General features: G+C 64.9%; 15 protein-coding genes. 1 reads left to right on the top strand and 14 read right to left on the bottom strand.

Features of this window, described 5'->3' with window-relative positions:
* Window positions 1-66: 66 nt before the first annotated feature.
* Entirely contained in the window at window positions 67-1,584 is a 1,518-nt protein-coding gene (locus tag VFJ08_RS08570) for a CoA-acylating methylmalonate-semialdehyde dehydrogenase (RefSeq protein WP_324996779.1), read from the bottom strand.
* 49 nt (window positions 1,585-1,633) lie between these two features.
* Window positions 1,634-3,022 (bottom strand): aspartate aminotransferase family protein, encoded by a 1,389-nt coding sequence (locus tag VFJ08_RS08565; protein ID WP_324996778.1) that lies wholly within the window; start codon window positions 3,020-3,022, stop codon window positions 1,634-1,636.
* A 146-nt stretch (window positions 3,023-3,168) separates the two neighbouring features.
* On the opposite strand from VFJ08_RS08565, the gene VFJ08_RS08560 reads away from it, so the two are divergent.
* The gene (locus VFJ08_RS08560) at window positions 3,169-4,113 is read left to right on the top strand and encodes a LysR family transcriptional regulator (protein ID WP_414707045.1); all 945 of its coding nucleotides are present in this window, start codon (window positions 3,169-3,171) and stop codon (window positions 4,111-4,113) included.
* A 64-nt stretch (window positions 4,114-4,177) separates the two neighbouring features.
* Here the strand turns inward: VFJ08_RS08560 and VFJ08_RS08555 are convergent, their stop codons facing one another.
* From VFJ08_RS08555 to VFJ08_RS08500, 12 genes are all read right to left on the bottom strand, one after another.
* Window positions 4,178-4,975, bottom strand: coding sequence for a ferritin-like domain-containing protein (locus VFJ08_RS08555; RefSeq protein ID WP_324996776.1), 798 nt, complete (start codon window positions 4,973-4,975; stop codon window positions 4,178-4,180).
* Entirely contained in the window at window positions 4,975-6,177 is a 1,203-nt protein-coding gene (locus tag VFJ08_RS08550) for an O-succinylhomoserine sulfhydrylase (RefSeq protein WP_324996775.1), read from the bottom strand. The genes VFJ08_RS08555 and VFJ08_RS08550 overlap by 1 nt, the downstream gene beginning before the upstream one ends.
* Window positions 6,178-6,405: 228 nt before the next feature.
* A complete protein-coding gene (purF, locus tag VFJ08_RS08545) occupies window positions 6,406-7,917 on the bottom strand; it encodes an amidophosphoribosyltransferase (RefSeq protein WP_324996774.1) in 1,512 nt (503 codons plus the stop codon).
* A 39-nt stretch (window positions 7,918-7,956) separates the two neighbouring features.
* Window positions 7,957-8,496: a CvpA family protein gene (locus VFJ08_RS08540; protein ID WP_324996773.1), complete on the bottom strand. Its 540-nt coding sequence runs from the start codon at window positions 8,494-8,496 to the stop codon at window positions 7,957-7,959.
* A gap of 111 nt (window positions 8,497-8,607) precedes the next feature.
* On the bottom strand, window positions 8,608-9,396 hold the full coding sequence (locus VFJ08_RS08535; RefSeq protein ID WP_324996772.1) for an SPOR domain-containing protein: 789 nt from the start codon (window positions 9,394-9,396) through the stop codon (window positions 8,608-8,610).
* The gene (folC, locus tag VFJ08_RS08530) at window positions 9,389-10,657 is read right to left on the bottom strand and encodes a bifunctional tetrahydrofolate synthase/dihydrofolate synthase (protein ID WP_324996771.1); all 1,269 of its coding nucleotides are present in this window, start codon (window positions 10,655-10,657) and stop codon (window positions 9,389-9,391) included. Before folC ends, VFJ08_RS08535 begins: the two co-directional genes overlap by 8 nt.
* Window positions 10,657-11,583: an acetyl-CoA carboxylase, carboxyltransferase subunit beta gene (accD, locus tag VFJ08_RS08525; protein ID WP_324996770.1), complete on the bottom strand. Its 927-nt coding sequence runs from the start codon at window positions 11,581-11,583 to the stop codon at window positions 10,657-10,659. Before accD ends, folC begins: the two co-directional genes overlap by 1 nt.
* Entirely contained in the window at window positions 11,580-12,431 is an 852-nt protein-coding gene (gene trpA, locus VFJ08_RS08520; protein ID WP_324996769.1) for a tryptophan synthase subunit alpha, read from the bottom strand. Before trpA ends, accD begins: the two co-directional genes overlap by 4 nt.
* Entirely contained in the window at window positions 12,428-13,681 is a 1,254-nt protein-coding gene (trpB, locus tag VFJ08_RS08515) for a tryptophan synthase subunit beta (RefSeq protein ID WP_324996768.1), read from the bottom strand. The genes trpA and trpB overlap by 4 nt, the downstream gene beginning before the upstream one ends.
* Window positions 13,678-14,364: a phosphoribosylanthranilate isomerase gene (locus VFJ08_RS08510; protein WP_324996767.1), complete on the bottom strand. Its 687-nt coding sequence runs from the start codon at window positions 14,362-14,364 to the stop codon at window positions 13,678-13,680. Before VFJ08_RS08510 ends, trpB begins: the two co-directional genes overlap by 4 nt.
* A gap of 12 nt (window positions 14,365-14,376) precedes the next feature.
* A complete protein-coding gene (gene truA / locus VFJ08_RS08505; RefSeq protein ID WP_324996766.1) occupies window positions 14,377-15,156 on the bottom strand; it encodes a tRNA pseudouridine(38-40) synthase TruA in 780 nt (259 codons plus the stop codon).
* A 278-nt stretch (window positions 15,157-15,434) separates the two neighbouring features.
* Window positions 15,435-17,307 (bottom strand): FimV/HubP family polar landmark protein (locus VFJ08_RS08500; protein ID WP_324996765.1); only part of this gene is annotated, 1,873 nt, incomplete at its 5' end.

The raw sequence follows: 17,307 nt of genomic DNA, 5'->3' as shown, positions 1-17,307 counted from the left end.
ATGCCAGAGCCGTTTAGGCTCCCGATATGGTTATCATCGCACTCTATGGCGAAAAGTACGCCGACTTCAGTCGTGGGTCGGGAACGAAAACGATGCATCCGAGCCGTGCGCCGGTTCCGGCCAGCGCTGGGTGACGACCTTCTTGCGCGTGGAAAACCGTACGCCGTCCGAACCGTTGACATCCAGATCGCCGAACAGCGAATCATTCCAGCCGCCGAAACTGTGCCAGGCCACCGGTACGGGAATCGGGATGTTGACCCCGACCATGCCGACCTTGATGGCACGCTGGAACTTGCGGGCGAACGCCCCGGTGCTGGTGAAGATACTGGTGCCATTGCCGTAGGGATTTTCGTTGATCACCCGAATCGCTTCATCGAGATCGGCCACGCGCACAATGACAAGCACCGGCCCGAAAATCTCTTCCTTATAGGCGCTCATATCGGTCTTGACGTGGTCGATAACCGTCGGCCCGACGAAAAAGCCTTCCTCGTTGCCTTTGACCAGAAGGTTGCGCCCGTCGGTGACCAGGCTCGCCCCATCGGCTTCGGCCTCACCGATGAGGCGCTCCACACGATCCTTGGACTGCGGCGTGATCAGCGGGCCCATATCGGCATCGGCATTCGTTCCTTCGGCGACAACCACATTGTTGGCCCGCTCGCGCAGTTTGTCGGCGAGCACATCCGCTGCCTCACCAACCGCGACCGCCACCGAAATGGCCATGCAGCGCTCGCCGGCGGCGCCGAATGCCGCCGTATTCAGAAGATCGGCCGCCATATCGATGTCGGCATCGGGCAATACCACCGCGTGATTCTTCGCGCCGCCAAGTGCCTGTACGCGTTTGCCGTGGGCGGTTGCCGTTTCATGGACATATTTGGCGATCGGCGTGGACCCAATGAAGGACACACCATCCACGTCCGGGTGCGTCAACAACCCGTCCACGGCCAGCTTGTCGCCCTGCAACACGTTGAAGACGCCGTCGGGCAACCCGGCCTCCTGCCACAATTCGGCCAGCATCAATGAGGCCGATGGGTCGCGCTCCGACGGCTTGAGAATGAATGCGTTGCCCGTCGCGATCGCCAGCGGCGCCATCCACATCGGCACCATCGCCGGAAAATTGAAAGGCGTAATACCCGCGATTACGCCCAATGGCTCGCGCACCGAAAAGGTATCGACGCCGGTGGCGATCTGGCTGGAATACTCGCCCTTGAGCTGCTCCACGATGCCACAGGCGAACTCGACCGCTTCGAGCGCACGGCCGATTTCGCCCTTCGCGTCGTCGAGCACCTTGCCATGCTCGGTCGTGATGGTGGCCGCGATCTCGTCGCCGCGCGCGGCCAGCTTCTCGCGCATGCTGAACAAAATCTTGGTGCGTTTGGTCAGCGACACTTCAGACCAAGATTTGGCGGCCTTCTTGGCCACGGCGACGACCTCGTTGACGTCGTCTTCACTTGCAAGTTGCAGCTGACCGATCACCTGGCCGGTCGCCGGGTTATAAATGTCCTGCTCCCGTCCGCCGGAAGCGGGCTTGCTCTTGCCGCCGATGAAATGGGTGACAGTGTTTGTTTGCGCTGCCATAGCCGTCATGGTCAAACCTCGATGGATGTTGCAGATAGAGTTGTCATCAGACAACGGTTCAGACGTCGTCGCCGGTGTAGTAGCGGTCCGCAACGTCGAGCGCGCGGTCGAGAATGTCCAGCCCTTCGCGCGCCTCGTCGGCGGTCGTGGTGCATGGCGGGACTACGTGGGTGCCATTGAAGTGCGTGAACGGCCACAGGCCATCCTGCTTGCACGCATCGGCGAATTCGCGCATCGGCGCGGCATCCTCGCCCTTGGCGTTGAAAGGCACCAGCGGCGACCGTGTCTTGCGGTCGGTCACCAGTTCCGCCGCCCAGAACACGCCCAGGCCGCGCACCTCGCCCACGCTCGGATGCCGCTCGGCAAGCGCGCGCAGCCCCGGACCGATGACATCCTCGCCCAGCTTGCGGGCGTTTTCGATGATGTTCTCTTCACGAAAGATTTTCATCGACGCCGCGATCGAGGCACAGCCCAGCACATGGCCGGAGTACGTCAATCCACCCGGATAGGGGCGGTGATCGAAGGTCTTGGCGATGGTCTCGGAAATGATCACGCCCCCGATCGGGATATAGCCCGAATTGGAGCCTTTCGCGAACGTAATGAGATCGGGCGCCACATTCCAATGATCGATGGCGAACCATTCCCCGCAGCGGCCGAAACCGGCCATGACTTCATCGGCGATCATCACGATGCCATGCTCGTCGCAGATTTTGCGGACCCCGGCCAGATAGCCGTCGGGCGGCACCAGGATGCCGTTGGTGCCGACCACGGTTTCCATGATGATCGCGCCGATCGTATGCGCGCCCTCGACGGCGATGACATCTCGGAGATGCGTCAGCGCGCGCTGGCATTCTTCGGCCTCGTTCTGCGAGTAGAACTCCGATCGATACGTATAAGGCCCCCAGTAGTGGACCACATTCGGTATTGCCGGCTCGGATTCCCAGCGACGCGGATCGCCGGTAAGCGCGATCGCACCGGCGGAACCCCCGTGATAACTGCGATAGGCGGCAAGAACCTTGCTGCGTCCGGTATGCGACCGCGCCATTCGGATCGCATGTTCGTTGGCATCCGCGCCGCCGTTGGTGAAAAACACCTTGTTCAAATCGCCGGGCGCAACCTCGGCGATCATTTGCGCGGCTTCGGAGCGCGCGGCGTTGGCGAACGGCGGCGCGATCGTGTTCAGCGTTTCCGCCTGCTTTTGAATCGCGGCAACCAGCTTCGGATGCTGATGACCGATATTGACGTTGACCAACTGCGACGCGAAATCGAGGTATCGCTTGCCGTTATAGTCCCAGAAATACGAGCCCTTTCCGCCGGCCACCGGCATCGGGTCGATCTCGGCTTGCGCCGACCACGAGTGAAACACATGCGCGCGGTCTTTTCGCCGCACCTCCTCACCGACCTCACTGTCGACCGACGGCGTGTCGATTGATCGAACTCCTGACATAGCGAAACTCCCTTCAAATCTTCGGCAGACGGTCATCCGGCCGGGTTTGCAACCGCTTATAGGACCATAGGCCGGCCCCATATGTAGTTAAATACTTTTCTGTTGACCCTTACGTTAGTAGCGCTTAACGTTTCAAGCAGTACATCATGGGTATTGACTTGGTTCATAAACAAGCCGACCGCTTGAGTCAGATCAGTGATTTCGACTTGCGGCTGATACAGGTATTCAAGACGGTCGTGGAAAGCGGCGGCTTCACGGCCGCCGTGCCGGCGTTGGGTGTCAGCCGCTCGGCGATCAGCATTCACATGGCGAATCTTGAAGCGCGCTTCGACCTGAAACTCTGCCAACGCGGGCGATCCGGATTCGCGCTGACCGAAGAAGGCCGGGAGGTCTACGACGCGAGTTTGCGCCTACTGTCCTCGATCGAAACATTCAGAACCGAGGTCAACGGCTTCCACCGCGAACTCCACGGCGATCTCAACATCGGCATTACCGATAATCTGGTCAGCCTTCCGCATATGCGCATTACCCAGGCGCTCGCCGCTCTCAAGAATCACGGGCCCGGAATCCGCATCAATATCCATATGATGCCGCCCAGCGAAATAGAACGCGGGATCATCGACGGGCGGCTTCAGGTCGGCGTCGTTCCGGCGGTGAACAATATGGGCGCGCTCGAATACACACCGCTGTACGACGAAGCCGCCTATCTCTACTGCGCCGCGAACCATCCGCTGTTCCCGCGCTCCGACGACACGATCACGGACGACGAACTGGCGGCCTGCGACGCGGTACGGCCGGTGTTCGCCCTCTCGCCGGCCGGCCGGCGGCGACACCGGGCTCTTAACGAGACGGCGACCGCGACCGACCGGGAAGGCATCGCGTTTCTGATCCTCACCGGAAGCTATATCGGCTATTTGCCCGAGCATTTCGCCAAGCGGTGGACGCGGGAGACGCAACTTCGGGCGATCCGGCCCGAGGATCACAACTACCGGATCGAATACGCCACGGTGACGCGACGCGGCCGCCTGCCCCATCGGGTACTCGAACGCTTTCTGGCCGAAATCGAAAGCCGAGGTAATCTTGAGGTTTGAGGCTTGAGGCCTATTGCCGTTGCAGGCGAACGTACCGCCCACAGACTCCACCGACGAGGGCGGCTTAGGTACGGCGTTTGTCCCGAGCGCCGAGTTCCTGCAACTCCGGTTCGGAAAACCTCGCTTGGCGACGCGCGTCCATGTTGTACGGCCCGGGTGGGCCGCCGTTCATGTATTCGTCGAGCAGTTTGAAGAAGGTTTTGTCCGGGTCCAGCCCGCGCGGCTCGGCGAAGTAGCGGAACCAGCGCGTGCCGATTTCGACGTGCGGCACTTCCTCTTTCAGAATCTGTTCGAATATGGCGACCGTCTTGTCGTCGCCCACGGACTTGAGCTTGTCGATCATCGCCGGCGTGACATCGAGCCCACGGGCTTCGAGCACCCGCGGCACCAGCGCCATACGAACCATCGGGTCATGCGCGGTCTTGGCCGCCATTTCCCAAAGACCGTTGTGGGCGTCGAAATCGCCGTAGGCGTAGCCGAAATCGGCCAACCGCGCATTCAGCATCTCGAAATGACGCGATTCGTCGGCCGCCATCGACAGCCAGTCGGCGTAGTAGGTTGCCGGCATGCCGCGATAGCGATAGGCCGCATCCAGGCCGAGGTTGATGGCGTTGAACTCGATATGCGCGATCGCGTGGATCAGCGCGGCCCGGCCGTAATCCGTGCCCAGACCGCGGCGCGCCAGCTTCGACGGATGTACCAGTGTTGGACGCTCGGGGCGCCCGGGCACCGGTATGTCCTCGGCCACACCGGACGAAGCCGCCAACGCGCCGGGATCGGCAGCATACAGCGCCCGCGTAGCCAGACACTTCGCCCTAGGGTCGCGCGTCATGAGCGCGGCGTGGATATCGTCGGGCGTCATCAACCGTCCTGGTGACCGCCAAGGCCGCGCCGAATATCGGCGATGATGTCGTCCGCGCTTTCCAGGCCGACCGAGATCCGCACCAGACCCTCGCCGATGCCCGCGCGGGCGCGGTCCTCGGCCGAGATCCGGGCATGGGTGGTGCTCGCCGGATGCACGATCGTGCTCCGCGTGTCGCCGAGATTGGCGGTGATGGACAGCATCTTCGTGCCGTTGATCAGATTGAACGCGGCGTCGCGTCCGCCGTGGACATCGAACGAGACAATGCCGCCGAAGCCGCCCGGCTGCTGCCGCGCGGCCAACTCGTGCTGCGGATGGGATTTCAGGCCCGGATAATAGACATGCGCCACGCCCGGCTGGGTCTCCAACCACTGGGCCAGACGCGCCGCGCTCTCGCAGTGCGCACGCATGCGCACTTCCAGCGTCTCCAGCGCCTTATAAAATACCCAGGCATTGAACGGGCTCATGCTCGGCCCGCCGGTGCGCAAAAAACGAAACACCTGATTGCCGACGGTCTCGGCGTCGCCGACCACCGCGCCGCCGAGCGCGCGGCCCTGGCCGTCGAGATACTTGGTGGCGGAATGGGTGACGATATGCGCGCCGAGTTCCAGCGGACGCTGCAGCGCCGGCGTACAGAAACAGTTATCGACCACGAGCTTCGCGCCGTTTTCCTCGGCCAACGCGCCGAGCGCGGCCAGGTCGACGATTTCGGTCAGCGGATTGGACGGCGTTTCGACGAACAGCATCTTCGTGCTCGGCTCGACCGCCGCCTTCCAGGCCTCGACATTCTCGGGCGCTACATAGGTGGTCCGAATGCCGAGCTTGCCGAAGTAGTTGTTGAACAGGCCGATGGTCGAGCCGAACAGCGTATGCGCGGCGACGATATGATCGCCCGCCTCGAGCGTGGCCAGGCACGTCGCGAGAATCGCGGCCATACCCGAACCGGTCGCCACACAGGCGTCGCCGCCTTCCATTGCCGCCAGCCGGTCGCAGAACGCATCCACGGTCGGGTTGGTAAAACGCGAATAGATGTTGCCGGCTTCCTCGCCGGCGAAACGCGCGGCACAGGCTTCGGCCGAGTCGAACACGAAGCTCGACGTCATGTAGATGGCGCTGCTGTGCTCGCCTTCGGGGCTACGGTGGGTGCCGGCACGCACGCCGCGGGTGGCGGTGCCCCACGCGGGGTCGGAATCGATGGTCATGGGCCTCTCCAAATATCGGGCTACGCCGAAAACCAAAACGCCCGCGGGCTTGATGCGCCGCGGGCGGGATAAAATTCGACGACCCGTTTAGCGGCATTTTGATCGCGAAAAACACGATCCGCGCCCGCAAGCTGTTACAAATCGGCGCGTATGAGGAGTATGCCGGGCGGCCGGGCCCGCATCAAGGCAAGGCGCGACGACCGGCCGCCGAACGGCATCTACAGCATCTTATGCGTCGTTGTGGATTTCCAGCACCGCGTTGTCCTTCTTGCGGCGCGCTTCGCGAGTGGCATCGGCGCGGAACAGTTCGAGCTGCTCCAGATACTCGGGCGAGACATCGGCGGTGATGTAGTCGCCGGTGAATACCGAGTCCTCGTAGGCCTGCAGCGCATCGTTGCCGACCGACACGGCGCGCTTGAGATCGTCCATATCCTGATAGATCAGCTTGTCGGCGCCGATGATTTCGGCGATCTCGTGGTCGGAATGACCGTGGGCGACCAGTTCGGCCGCGCTCGGCATGTCGATACCGTAGACGTTGGGATAGCGTACCGGCGGCGCGGCCGAGGCGAAATACACCCGGTTCGCACCGGCCTCGCGCGCCATCTCGATGATCTGGCGCGAGGTGGTGCCGCGTACGATGGAGTCGTCGACCAGCAGCACGTTCTTGCCGGCGAATTCCAGGTCGATCGGGTTGAGCTTCTTACGCACCGATTTCACCCGCTGCTGCTGGCCCGGCATGATGAAAGTGCGGCCGATATAGCGGTTCTTGATGAAACCCTCGCGGTATTTCAGATCGAGCTGACTGGCCAGTTCCACCGCCGCGGTCCGGCTGGTCGAGGGAATCGGGATGACCACGTCGATGTCGTGATCCGGCCATTCCCGCTCGATCTTTTCGGCCAGATACGTCCCCATGCGCAGACGCGCCTTGTAGACGTAGACGTCGTCGATCACCGAGTCCGGGCGAGCCAGATAGACGTATTCGAAGATGCACGGCGAATGATACGGATTTTCGGCGCACTGTTTGACGTGAATCTCGCCGTCGAGCGTAATCACCACAGCCTCGCCCGGGCCGATGTCGCCGATGCGTTCGAAACCGAGGGCATCCAGCGCAACCGACTCGGAGGCGATCATGTAATCGGTGCCGTCGGCGGTCTCGCGCCGGCCGTAGACCACCGGGCGGATACCGTTGGGGTCGCGAAAACCCACCAGGCCGTAACCGGTGATCAACGCGGTGGCGGCATAACCGCCGCGGCAACGCCGATGCACCGCGCCGACCGCCCCGAAGATATCCTCGGGCGCCAACTGCAGGCACTTGCTCTGCATCAGCTCGTGGGCGAACACATTGAGCAGGATCTCGGTATCCGAATCGGTGTTCAGATGGCGCCGGTCGGACCGGAACAACTCGTCCTTGAGTTGATCGGCGTTGGTGAGATTGCCGTTGTGCGAAAGACAAATGCCGTACGGCGTATTGACATAGAACGGCTGCGCCTCGGCCGACGAGTCGAGGCCGGCGGTCGGATAGCGCACATGACCCACCCCGGCGTTGCCGACCAGCCGCATCATGTGGTCGGTCCGGAACACGTCCCGCACCAGGCCGTTGTCCTTGCGAAGATAGAGACGCCTGCCGTCCGTGGTTACGATCCCGGCTGCATCCTGACCGCGATGCTGGAGCACCGTCAGCGCGTCGTAGATATCCTGATTAACCGGGGAGGTCGAGACCATCCCAACAATGCCGCACATAAGCCAGTCACTCGGTTTGGGTAGGAAAGAATATCGTCGTCAAGCCGAGGTCGTCGTCGCGGCGCTTCCGGGCAGCGTCGACGGCGCGTCGGGATAAGTGATCGCGTTCGCGATGTCGGGCGGCAGATAGCCGCGAACCCAGAGGGCGCCGGCCTCGAGCTGCCCGATGAAGATCGAGCTCTGCCACCAACTGTTGCGTGGTACCGGCGTCACGCCCGCCAACAGAACCAGAACAATGAGGACGGCCACGCCGCGCACAACCCCGAACACGATGCCCAGCACGCGATCGGTGCCGGCCAGGCCGGTCTGGCTGACAAGCCGCCCGAGCAGGTAATTCGCGATCGCGCCCACGATGAGCACGCCGAGGAAGACGATGGCGAAGGCCACCGCGAGGCGCGCGGAATCCACATCGATCCAGCGCCGCAGATAAACGGACACCGAAGCGGCGAAGTTGAAGGCGAGATAAAAGGCCAATATCCATGTCGCCAGGCCGAGCGCTTCGCGCAGAAAACCGCGGAAGAAACCGATGACCGCCGATAACGCGACCACCACCACGATAGCGACATCGATCCAGATCATGACAACGAGCCGCCAGGGCGAAACAGATCAATCATAGCAAATTCGCCGCGCCTCGGCCTCGGAGCCATGTAATCGAGCCAAAAACAAGGCCAGAACAGATTTAGAGCAGCTTCAGGGCAGATGACGCACCAGCCCCTTGTGCCCGGCCTCGCTCAGCCGGTCGGCGGCCGACTGCGCCGCCTGCTCGCTGTCGAAAGGCCCCACATACACGCGATAATAGGTTTTGCCGTTGACCTGGCCGGGCGCGTACGAAACCGGGAACCGGCTCTCGAGCTGGTCGGTCATGTCCTTGGCATTATCGCGCTTGCTGAAGCTCGCGACCTGAACCACCCAGCCCTCGATGCCGGTTTTCTCGGCGCCGGCCGACGACGAACCGGCCGAGGCGCTGTTGGACGCGCCCGAGCCCGACGAGGCCGCGCCATGATCCTGCGCAGCGCTGCTCGATCCGCTCTCGTTCGCCTCGTTGGCCGGCGCGGACGAATCCGAGGACGAAGCGCTGTCGCCCGGCGGGTTCGAGTTCGCCGCGGGCGCGCTGGCGGCCCCGGACGAGCCGGCCGGTGCGGAATTGCCGTGAATCGGCGGGGTCGAAAAGTCCGACTCGCTCTGCGGCGAGACGGCGTCGGGCTTCGGCGCCCGGTTCCGATCCTGGCCTATGCCACTCGCGGCAGCGTCGCCACCCGACGATGCGCTCTGATTGTTGCGAGCGCCGGACCGATCGTTATTGCTGCCGTCCACGGGCGCAGTCTCGCCGTTCGGCTGCACGTTATAGACGCGCATCGAGCCCCGGCCGTCGTTTTCGTTACCCCCATGCATGCAGCGCGAGAGCAGCAACGGCGCCAATACACCGATAATTACCAGAACGGCCACGCCGATCAGGCGTTTTTTCATCACGTCATTCATGATCAGGACTCCGCGCCTGCGCCACGGTGAAAAAGGAACCACATACGACGATGCGGTCGCCGGGCCCGGCGGCATCCCGCGCCGCGGCCAGCGCTTCAGCCGGGCCCGCATGCACCGGGCCGGTGTGGCCCAAACGCGCGGCCAGCGCCCCGCCGCTCAGGCCGCGCGGGCTGACGCCGTCGAGGGCGGCCGGATACAGCACGTCGGCAATCGGCATCAGCCGCCCGCCGACCGCTTCCACCGGTTTATCCGCCAACATACCCAGCACCACATGAGTCCGCCCCACCACGGGCCGCCGCCGCAGGGATTCCACCAGCAGGGCCACCGCATCATCGTTGTGGCCCACATCGTAGATGATCGGTATCGGAGCGTCGATAACTTCACGCCGGCCAGGCAACATCGCTTGTCGGGCACAGGCGCGTTCGATATCGGCGTCGGCGATATCGACCCCGGCCGTGGCCACGCCGGCGATCGCCAGCGCCAGATTGTCGGGGTGCACGCCGGGGTGCGGCGCGATATCGAACATGGTATGGCCGTCCGACCAGTGCCAGCGCCGGTTCTCGACCGTCAGATCGAACGCACGACCGAGACAGGCCAGACGCGCGCCGCAATCGGCCGCCGTCTCGGCGATGCTGTCCGGCGGATGACGATCGCCGCACAACACGGGGCGCCCGGGGCGCATGATGCCGGCCTTCTCACGCCCGATGGCCGCGCGCGTACCGCCCAGCCAGTCGGTATGATCGAGCCCGATCTGGGTGATCAAGGCCACGTCGGCGTCGATGATGTTAACGGCGTCCAGCCGCCCGCCCAGACCGACCTCCAGAACGGCGATATCGACCGCGGCACGTGCAAACAGCCAGAGCGCGGCCAGCGTGCCAAACTCGAAGAAGGTCAGCGAGATATCGCCGCGCGCATCGTCGATCGCCTCGAACGCGGCGACCAGCGCATCGTCGGCGACCGGTTCACCGTCAATCGCCACGCGCTCGTTGTAGCGCCATAGATGCGGCGAGGTATAACAGCCCACGCGGGCGCGCGGGCCGATCAGCGCGCAGACCAGCGCCACCGTGCTGCCCTTGCCGTTGGTTCCGGCCACGGTGATCGTACGGTGGCGCGGCGCCAGCAGATCGAGCCGCCCGGCGACGCGGCGGACCCGATCGAGGCCGAGCTCGATCTCGCTCGGATGAACCGCCAGTTGATAATCCAGCCACTGCGCCAGGGTCGATTGGGCGGCCGCCGGCCGCCGCGCCTCGGTTCCGGCCACTATTCGGGCGACACCTCGGGCGCCTCGGGCGTTTCGGCTTCATCGCTCTCATCGACCTCGTCGGCCACCGGCGGGCGATGCATGAGCGTGGACACGACGCGATAGACGCGGTCGCGCAGATCACTGCGCTCGACGATCATGTCGATGGCCCCGTGCTCGAGCAGGAACTCGCTGCGCTGGAAGCCTTCCGGCAACGTCTGTTTCACGGTCTGCTCGATCACGCGCGGGCCGGCAAAACCCACCAGCGCTTCCGGCTCGGCCACGTTGATGTCGCCCAGCATGGCGTAGCTGGCCGCCACGCCGCCCATGGTGGGATGGGTCAATACGGAAACGAACGGCAGGCCGCGATCGGCGAGCCGGGTCAGCGCTGCGCTGGTCTTGCCCATCTGCAGCAGCGAAAACAGGCCCTCCTGCATGCGCGCGCCGCCGGAGGCCGAGAAAAACACGAACGGTGAGCCGGCGTCGATCGCGGCATGGACGCCGCGCACGAAAGTCTCGCCGACCACGCTGCCCATCGAGCCGCCCATGAACTTGAAGTCCATGGCGCCGGCCACGATCGGCATCGATTTGAGGCTACCGCTCATCATCAACACCGCCTCGCGTTCGCCCGAACTCTTCTGGGCCGCGGACAGACGGTCGCGATACTTCTTCGAATCTCGGAACTTGAGCGGATCGCGCGGCTCGAGACCGGTCGCGATGTCCTGGCGGTGCTCGGCGTCGAGAAACAGCGCCAGGCGCTGGCGTGCGCGCAGCCGTTGATGCGCATTGCATTTCGGGCAGACATAGAGCGTGCGCTCCATCTCGGCCGTGTACAGCACCGCGCCGCAATTGCCGCACTTGGTCCACAACCCTTCCGGGACGCTGTTCTTGCGCCGCGATGCGTCATTGCGCATCTGTGACGGCATCAGTTTTTCGAGCCAGCTCATGCGCTTTCGCCCTCCTGTTCGTTCGGGTCGCGCTTGCTTTCATCGTATCGATCGATCGCCGCGCGCATCGCGGCCAATGTTTCGCTCAACTTGCGCGCGGCGGCCGACCGGTCCGCGCCGTGCTCGGCGATCTGGCGCACCAGCGCGCTGCCCACGACCACCGCGTCGGCGACCGCGGCCACGGCGGCCGCGTTCTCCGGCGTGCGCACGCCGAAGCCGACGCCGACCGGGAGGCGGGTCGCGCGCCGGATCGGCGCGATCTGCGCCGCCAGGCCGCCGGTATCCAGGCTCGACGCCCCGGTCACGCCCTTGAACGAAACATAGTAAATGAACCCGGCGGCGTTTTCGCAGATCCGCGCAATCCGCGCCTCGCCGGTGGTCGGCGCGATCAGGCATACCGGGTCGATCCCGGCCTCGGCGAGCGCCGGCGCGATGTCCGGCGCCTCCTCGGCGGTCATGTCGACGATCAGCGCGCCATCGACGCCGGCCGCGCGGGCGCGCTTGCCGAATATCTCGAGGCCCATGGAATCGATCGGGTTGAAATAACCCATCAGCACGACCGGCGTATCGGTATCGCGCTCGCGGAATCGTTCGACCATGTCCAACACGTCCCGCAGGCTCGTGTTATGCGCCAGGGCTCGCTCGCAGGCGGCCTGGATCACCGGCCCGTCGGCCATGGGATCGGTGAACGGCACACCGAGTTCGATCACGTCGGCGCCGGCTTCGACCAGCGCGTGCATGAAATCCGCGGTGGCGTCGGGCGCCGGGTCGCCGGCGGTCAGGTACGGGATCAGCGCCGTACGCCGCGCGCTTTTCAGTTCGGCGAATCGATCGGCAAGCCGGCTCAAAGCGTTTCTCCCGCGGCTTCGGCCACGCTGGCCATGTCCTTGTCGCCGCGGCCGGACAGGTTGACCAGAATATCCTGCTCCGGGTTCATCCCGGCGGCCAGCTTCATCGCATAGGCCACCGCGTGCGACGATTCGAGCGCCGGCATAATGCCCTCGGTACGGGTGCATTCGTGGAACGCGGCCAGCGCGTCGGCATCGGTGACATCCACATAGCGCGCCCGGCCGATGTCCTTGAGCCAGGCATGCTCGGGCCCGACGCCCGGATAATCCAGCCCGGCCGAGATGGAATGCGTGCCCTGAATCTGACCGTTGTCGTCCTGCATCAGATACGTGCGGTTACCGTGCAGCACGCCCGAGCGCCCGGCCGCCAGCGGCGCGGCGTGCCGTCCGCTGGCGATACCGTCGCCGCCGGCCTCGACGCCGTAGATGGCGACGTCCTCATCGTCCAGAAACGGATAGAACAGACCGATCGCGTTCGAACCGCCGCCGACGCAGGCAACCAGCGCGTCCGGCAAGCGGCCGTTGCGTTCGAGCATCTGGCCCCTGGCCTCGCGGCCGATCACCGCCTGGAAGTCGCGCACCATGGCGGGATACGGCGCCGGCCCGGCAACCGTGCCGATGATGTAGAACGTATCGTCCACATGGGCGACCCAGTCGCGAAGCGCTTCGTTCATCGCGTCCTTGAGCGTCTTCGAGCCGGATTCGACGGCTCTGACCTCGGCGCCGAGCAGCCGCATGCGATAGACGTTGGTGGCCTGCCGGCGCATGTCTTCGCTGCCCATGTAGACCACGCACGACAGGCCCAGCCGTGCCGCGACCGTGGCCGTGGCCACGCCGTGCTGGCCGGCGCCGGTCTCGGCGATGATGCGGGTCTTGCCCATGCGCGCGGCCAACAGCCCCTGGCCGATGGTGTTGTTCACCTTGTGCGCGCCGGTGTGATTCAGATCCTCGCGTTTGAACCAAATGCGCGCGCCGCCGGCTTTTTTCGACAGCCGCTCGGCGTGATAAATCGGCGTCGGCCGACCGACATAGTCGGCCAGATCGGAATTCAGCGCCGCCATGAACGCGGGGTCCCGGCGCGCCGAGGCATAGGCCTCGGTCAACTCGTCGAGCGGGGCCATCAGCGTCTCGGCCACGAACTTGCCGCCGTAGGGTCCAAAATGGCCGCGGGCGTCGGGCATGTCGCGCCACGCGTGCGGGCCATGCGCCACGGAAACCGCCGGATCCTTCGAAGTCGTCGTCGTACTCATGCCTTGCCCATTTCGGTTACCGCATTGACGAACGCCCGCATACGCTCGCTGCATTTCACGCCGGGTTCGCGTTCGACCCCGCTGCTCACATCCACCGCATACGGCGCAAACCGTGCGATAGCCTCGCCCACATTGTCCGGCTCCAACCCACCGGCGATCACGATCGGCCGCCCGATCGTCTCAACCGCCTCGATCGCAACCTGCCAATCGAATACCCTGCCCTGGCCGCCCGCCTCGCCGATGCGATTGGCATCGAGCAGAAAAGCCGCGGCCCGCGGATAGCGTTCGGCCCAGTCGGCCAGCCGGGTTTGCGGCTCGCCCATCGGCACGACCTTGATATATGGGCGGTCGAAGCCATCGCAAAACGCGGCCGGTTCCGCGCCGTGGAACTGGATCAGATCGATCGGGACCGTGGCCAGAACTTGCGCGATCTCGTCGGCGCCGTTGTCCATGAACAGCGCCACGCACGAGATGAACGGCGGCACCGCCGCGGCGATCTCGGCGGCCCGGGCCGGTGTGACGCGCCGCTTGCTGTTCGCGGCGAATACCAGCCCGATCGCGTCCGCACCGGCCGCGGCGGCCGCGCGGGCGTCCGCAACCGAGGTCACGCCGCAGATCTTGGTGCGCACGCGACTGACGGGGTGCTGGCCCGGTAACTGGCTTGGCAAGTCGGCTCGAATCATAGGCCGGCTACTTTACCAGCCCGCGTCGTCCAGGGGCGGTAAAGGCAATTGAATATCGTCGGGATAATGCACGCGGCGCAGCGACAACCCGCCCGCCGGCGCGGTCATGCCAGCCTCGCGCCGGTCGCCGTGCGCGAGCAATTCGGCCACCCAGGCCGGATCGGCCTCGCCACGCCCGACAACCGCCAGCGTACCGGCGATATTGCGCACCATGTGATGCAGAAACGCGTTGGCCCGCACGTCGATGCGCACCCAGTCGCCCAGGCGCGTCACCGTCAGATGGTGCACATCACGGACCGGGCTTTTGGCTTGGCAGCCGGCGGCCCGAAAGGCGCTGAAATCGTGCCGGCCGACAAGCGCCCCGGCAGCCGTTTGCATAGCCTCGTGGTCGAGCTGCTTGTGGACATGCCATATCCGGCTGCGCCAGAGCGCGGACGGCGCATCGCGATCGAGTATCCAGTAGCGATAATCGCGCGCGATCGCGTTGAAACGCGCATGAAAGGTCTCCGGCACGCGCACGAACCATTGCGGCGCGATATCGTCGGCCAGCCAGCGGTTGGTGCCGAGCAGCCAACTGCGCTCGCGGCGCTCGGCGCGGGTATCGAAATGCACGATCTGGCCCTGCGCGTGCACGCCGCTGTCGGTGCGCCCGCTGCAGACCGTACGGATGGGCTCGTCGGCCACCCGCGACAGCGCTGCTTCCAGAGCGTCCTGAACGCTCGGCGCGTGCGGTTGGCTCTGCCAGCCGCTGTAGGCGGTGCCGTCGTACTCGATGCAGGCGGCCCAGCGCATCAGATCGGTTTTTCTATCGATCGGCCGTTCATGCGTAAGGCGAAAAACGAGTCCGCAAATAAACGTAAATTCGCCAATTATTTTAACCCATCAGAAACGCCGAAGCATATATAAGAAGACATTAATCCGCGAATAAACGCTAATGAACGCAAATAAGACACTTTCACTTTTTATTTGCGTTTATTTTGCGTTCATTCGCGGACTGATATTTCTTTTTTAAATTAATAATTCGCGTTTTTTGGCGTTCATTTGCGGACTATTTTGCCTTTGTCATAGCTTTAGAGCCGTTCGAGCAGTTGTTCGGCCGTGTGGCGCTGCGTTTCATCGCCACGTTGGCGCACATCGGTCAACAGCTCACGCGCCGCCTTGGCGTCGTCCATGTCAATATACATACGGGCAAGATCGAGCCGCATCTCCACGCTATGGCTCGGGTCGTCGTCGGCCGGGCCCGCGGTTTCGGAAGACGGATCGTACAGATCGAACTCGCCGGGATCGATCATTTCGAGCCCCTGGGGATCGGGGCGCCGCTCTGCGGGCTCGGTTTCGCCTGGCTGATCGGCTTCGCCGACGGAGTCGAAATCCAAACCCGGTTCGTCCGCGGCGCCGTGATCATGTTGTCGCTCGCCGGTTTCGGGAAGCGACTGGGTCTCGAAGGCCAGCGTCTCGATCTCTTCGTTGGTGGCCGGCCGATGATGCGCGGACGGATCTTCGCCGGGCTGAGCCGCCGCCGGAAGCTCGAATTTCATCGGCGCATCGGCCGAGGGGGCCGCGACCGTCTCAGGCGTTGTTGACGGCGCCGCGATTTCGTTTTCCTCGCGTGATGTGGCCGCCATTTCATGCAGCGGGCCCGGTTTAGGGGCCTCGGCCGGCATATTGCCCCCCGGCGCGGCCAAAACCGACGGTCCGATGCCGGCGGTTTCGTCATGGGGACGCGGGGCGGCGGACTGCGGATGGGAAACGACGATATTCGCGCGCGGCTCGATTGCCTGCGCACTCGGCGCCGGCTCAGGCTCGGTTTCGCGCGCGGGCGGCATCACGCGGGTGTCGTCGTCCGTATTATCGGAGCGCTCGGCCCTCGGCGGCGGCGCCTCGGTTTCGCGCTCGGGCGTGCCTTGGGTATCCGTGGCCTCTTCACGATCGAGCGCCACCGGTTTGTAGCCGCGCTCGCGCAGGCGGCGCAGCACGAGGCCGATCAGCGCCAGTAGAACAACCAGCAGCAAAAGATTGCGCGGCGACAGCCAAGTGCCCTCGTCGACCTGGGATACATCGTTGGTAAGCGGCGCTTTCGCCGGCGGCGTCGATGCCGCCGGCTGAGCGCCGGTCGGCGTGCTGCTCGACGGCGTGCTGGCCGGGGCATCCGCGCCGGCGCCCGGCGAGTTCGAGTCCCGCGTCGGCGCCGTGCCGGCCGCCGCCTGGCCGCCGGCTGTCTCGCGCCCAGGGCCGGCCACCGTCGTATTCTCATCGTGCGCGTCAGCGGCCCGGGGCGCGGGCCACGGGGCGCCGGATGGCAGGCTCAGCTGGCCGAACGGGCCCGAAGCGGCCGCTGTTTCCGGCGTATCCACGCTGGCCGCCACAGTGTCGGCACTCGGCGGCACGTCGACCGGTGCGTCCGCTGACGTATCGTTCTCGCGAAGGCGGGCCGGCGGCGCCTCGCCGCTGGCGGCCAGTTTTTCGCCGCTATCGGCCGGTACCGATTCGCCGGCCTTGGCGTGCCGCAGGCGGGCCTCGGCGGCGCCGGCGCTCACGGCCCGAATGCGCGCGGCCGGGGGTATGATCAGGCGCGTATTCTGCGACAGTGCGCTCATGCTGCCGGCGAAGGCCGACGGATTGGCGCGGTAGATCGCCAGCATGGTCTGCGCCACGGTAGCGCTGGCAGGCGCGCGCTTGGCGGCGATCGACCACAACGTATCGCCCGGCTGTACAGCATGGGTGGACGTGTTCTGGCCGGTGTTCTGGCCGGTGTTCTGGCCCGCATTCTGGCCCGCATTCTGGCCCGCATTCTGGCCGTCGTTCTGGCCGTCGTTCTGGCCGCGCGGCGTGCTCGCGCTCGAACGCGTGACGTTCATCGGCGCGGGCGCGCTCGAAGCGGGCGCGGCGACGCCGGCCGGATCGAGCATGGCGGTATATTCGCGCAGCATCGTGCCGTTGCCG

The organism is Salinisphaera sp. (assembly GCF_035690525.1).
Classification (GTDB): Bacteria; Pseudomonadota; Gammaproteobacteria; order Nevskiales; family Salinisphaeraceae; genus Salinisphaera.
The sequence above is the reverse complement of the archived record's forward strand: the minus strand, read 5'-3'. Positions and strand labels throughout refer to the sequence as shown.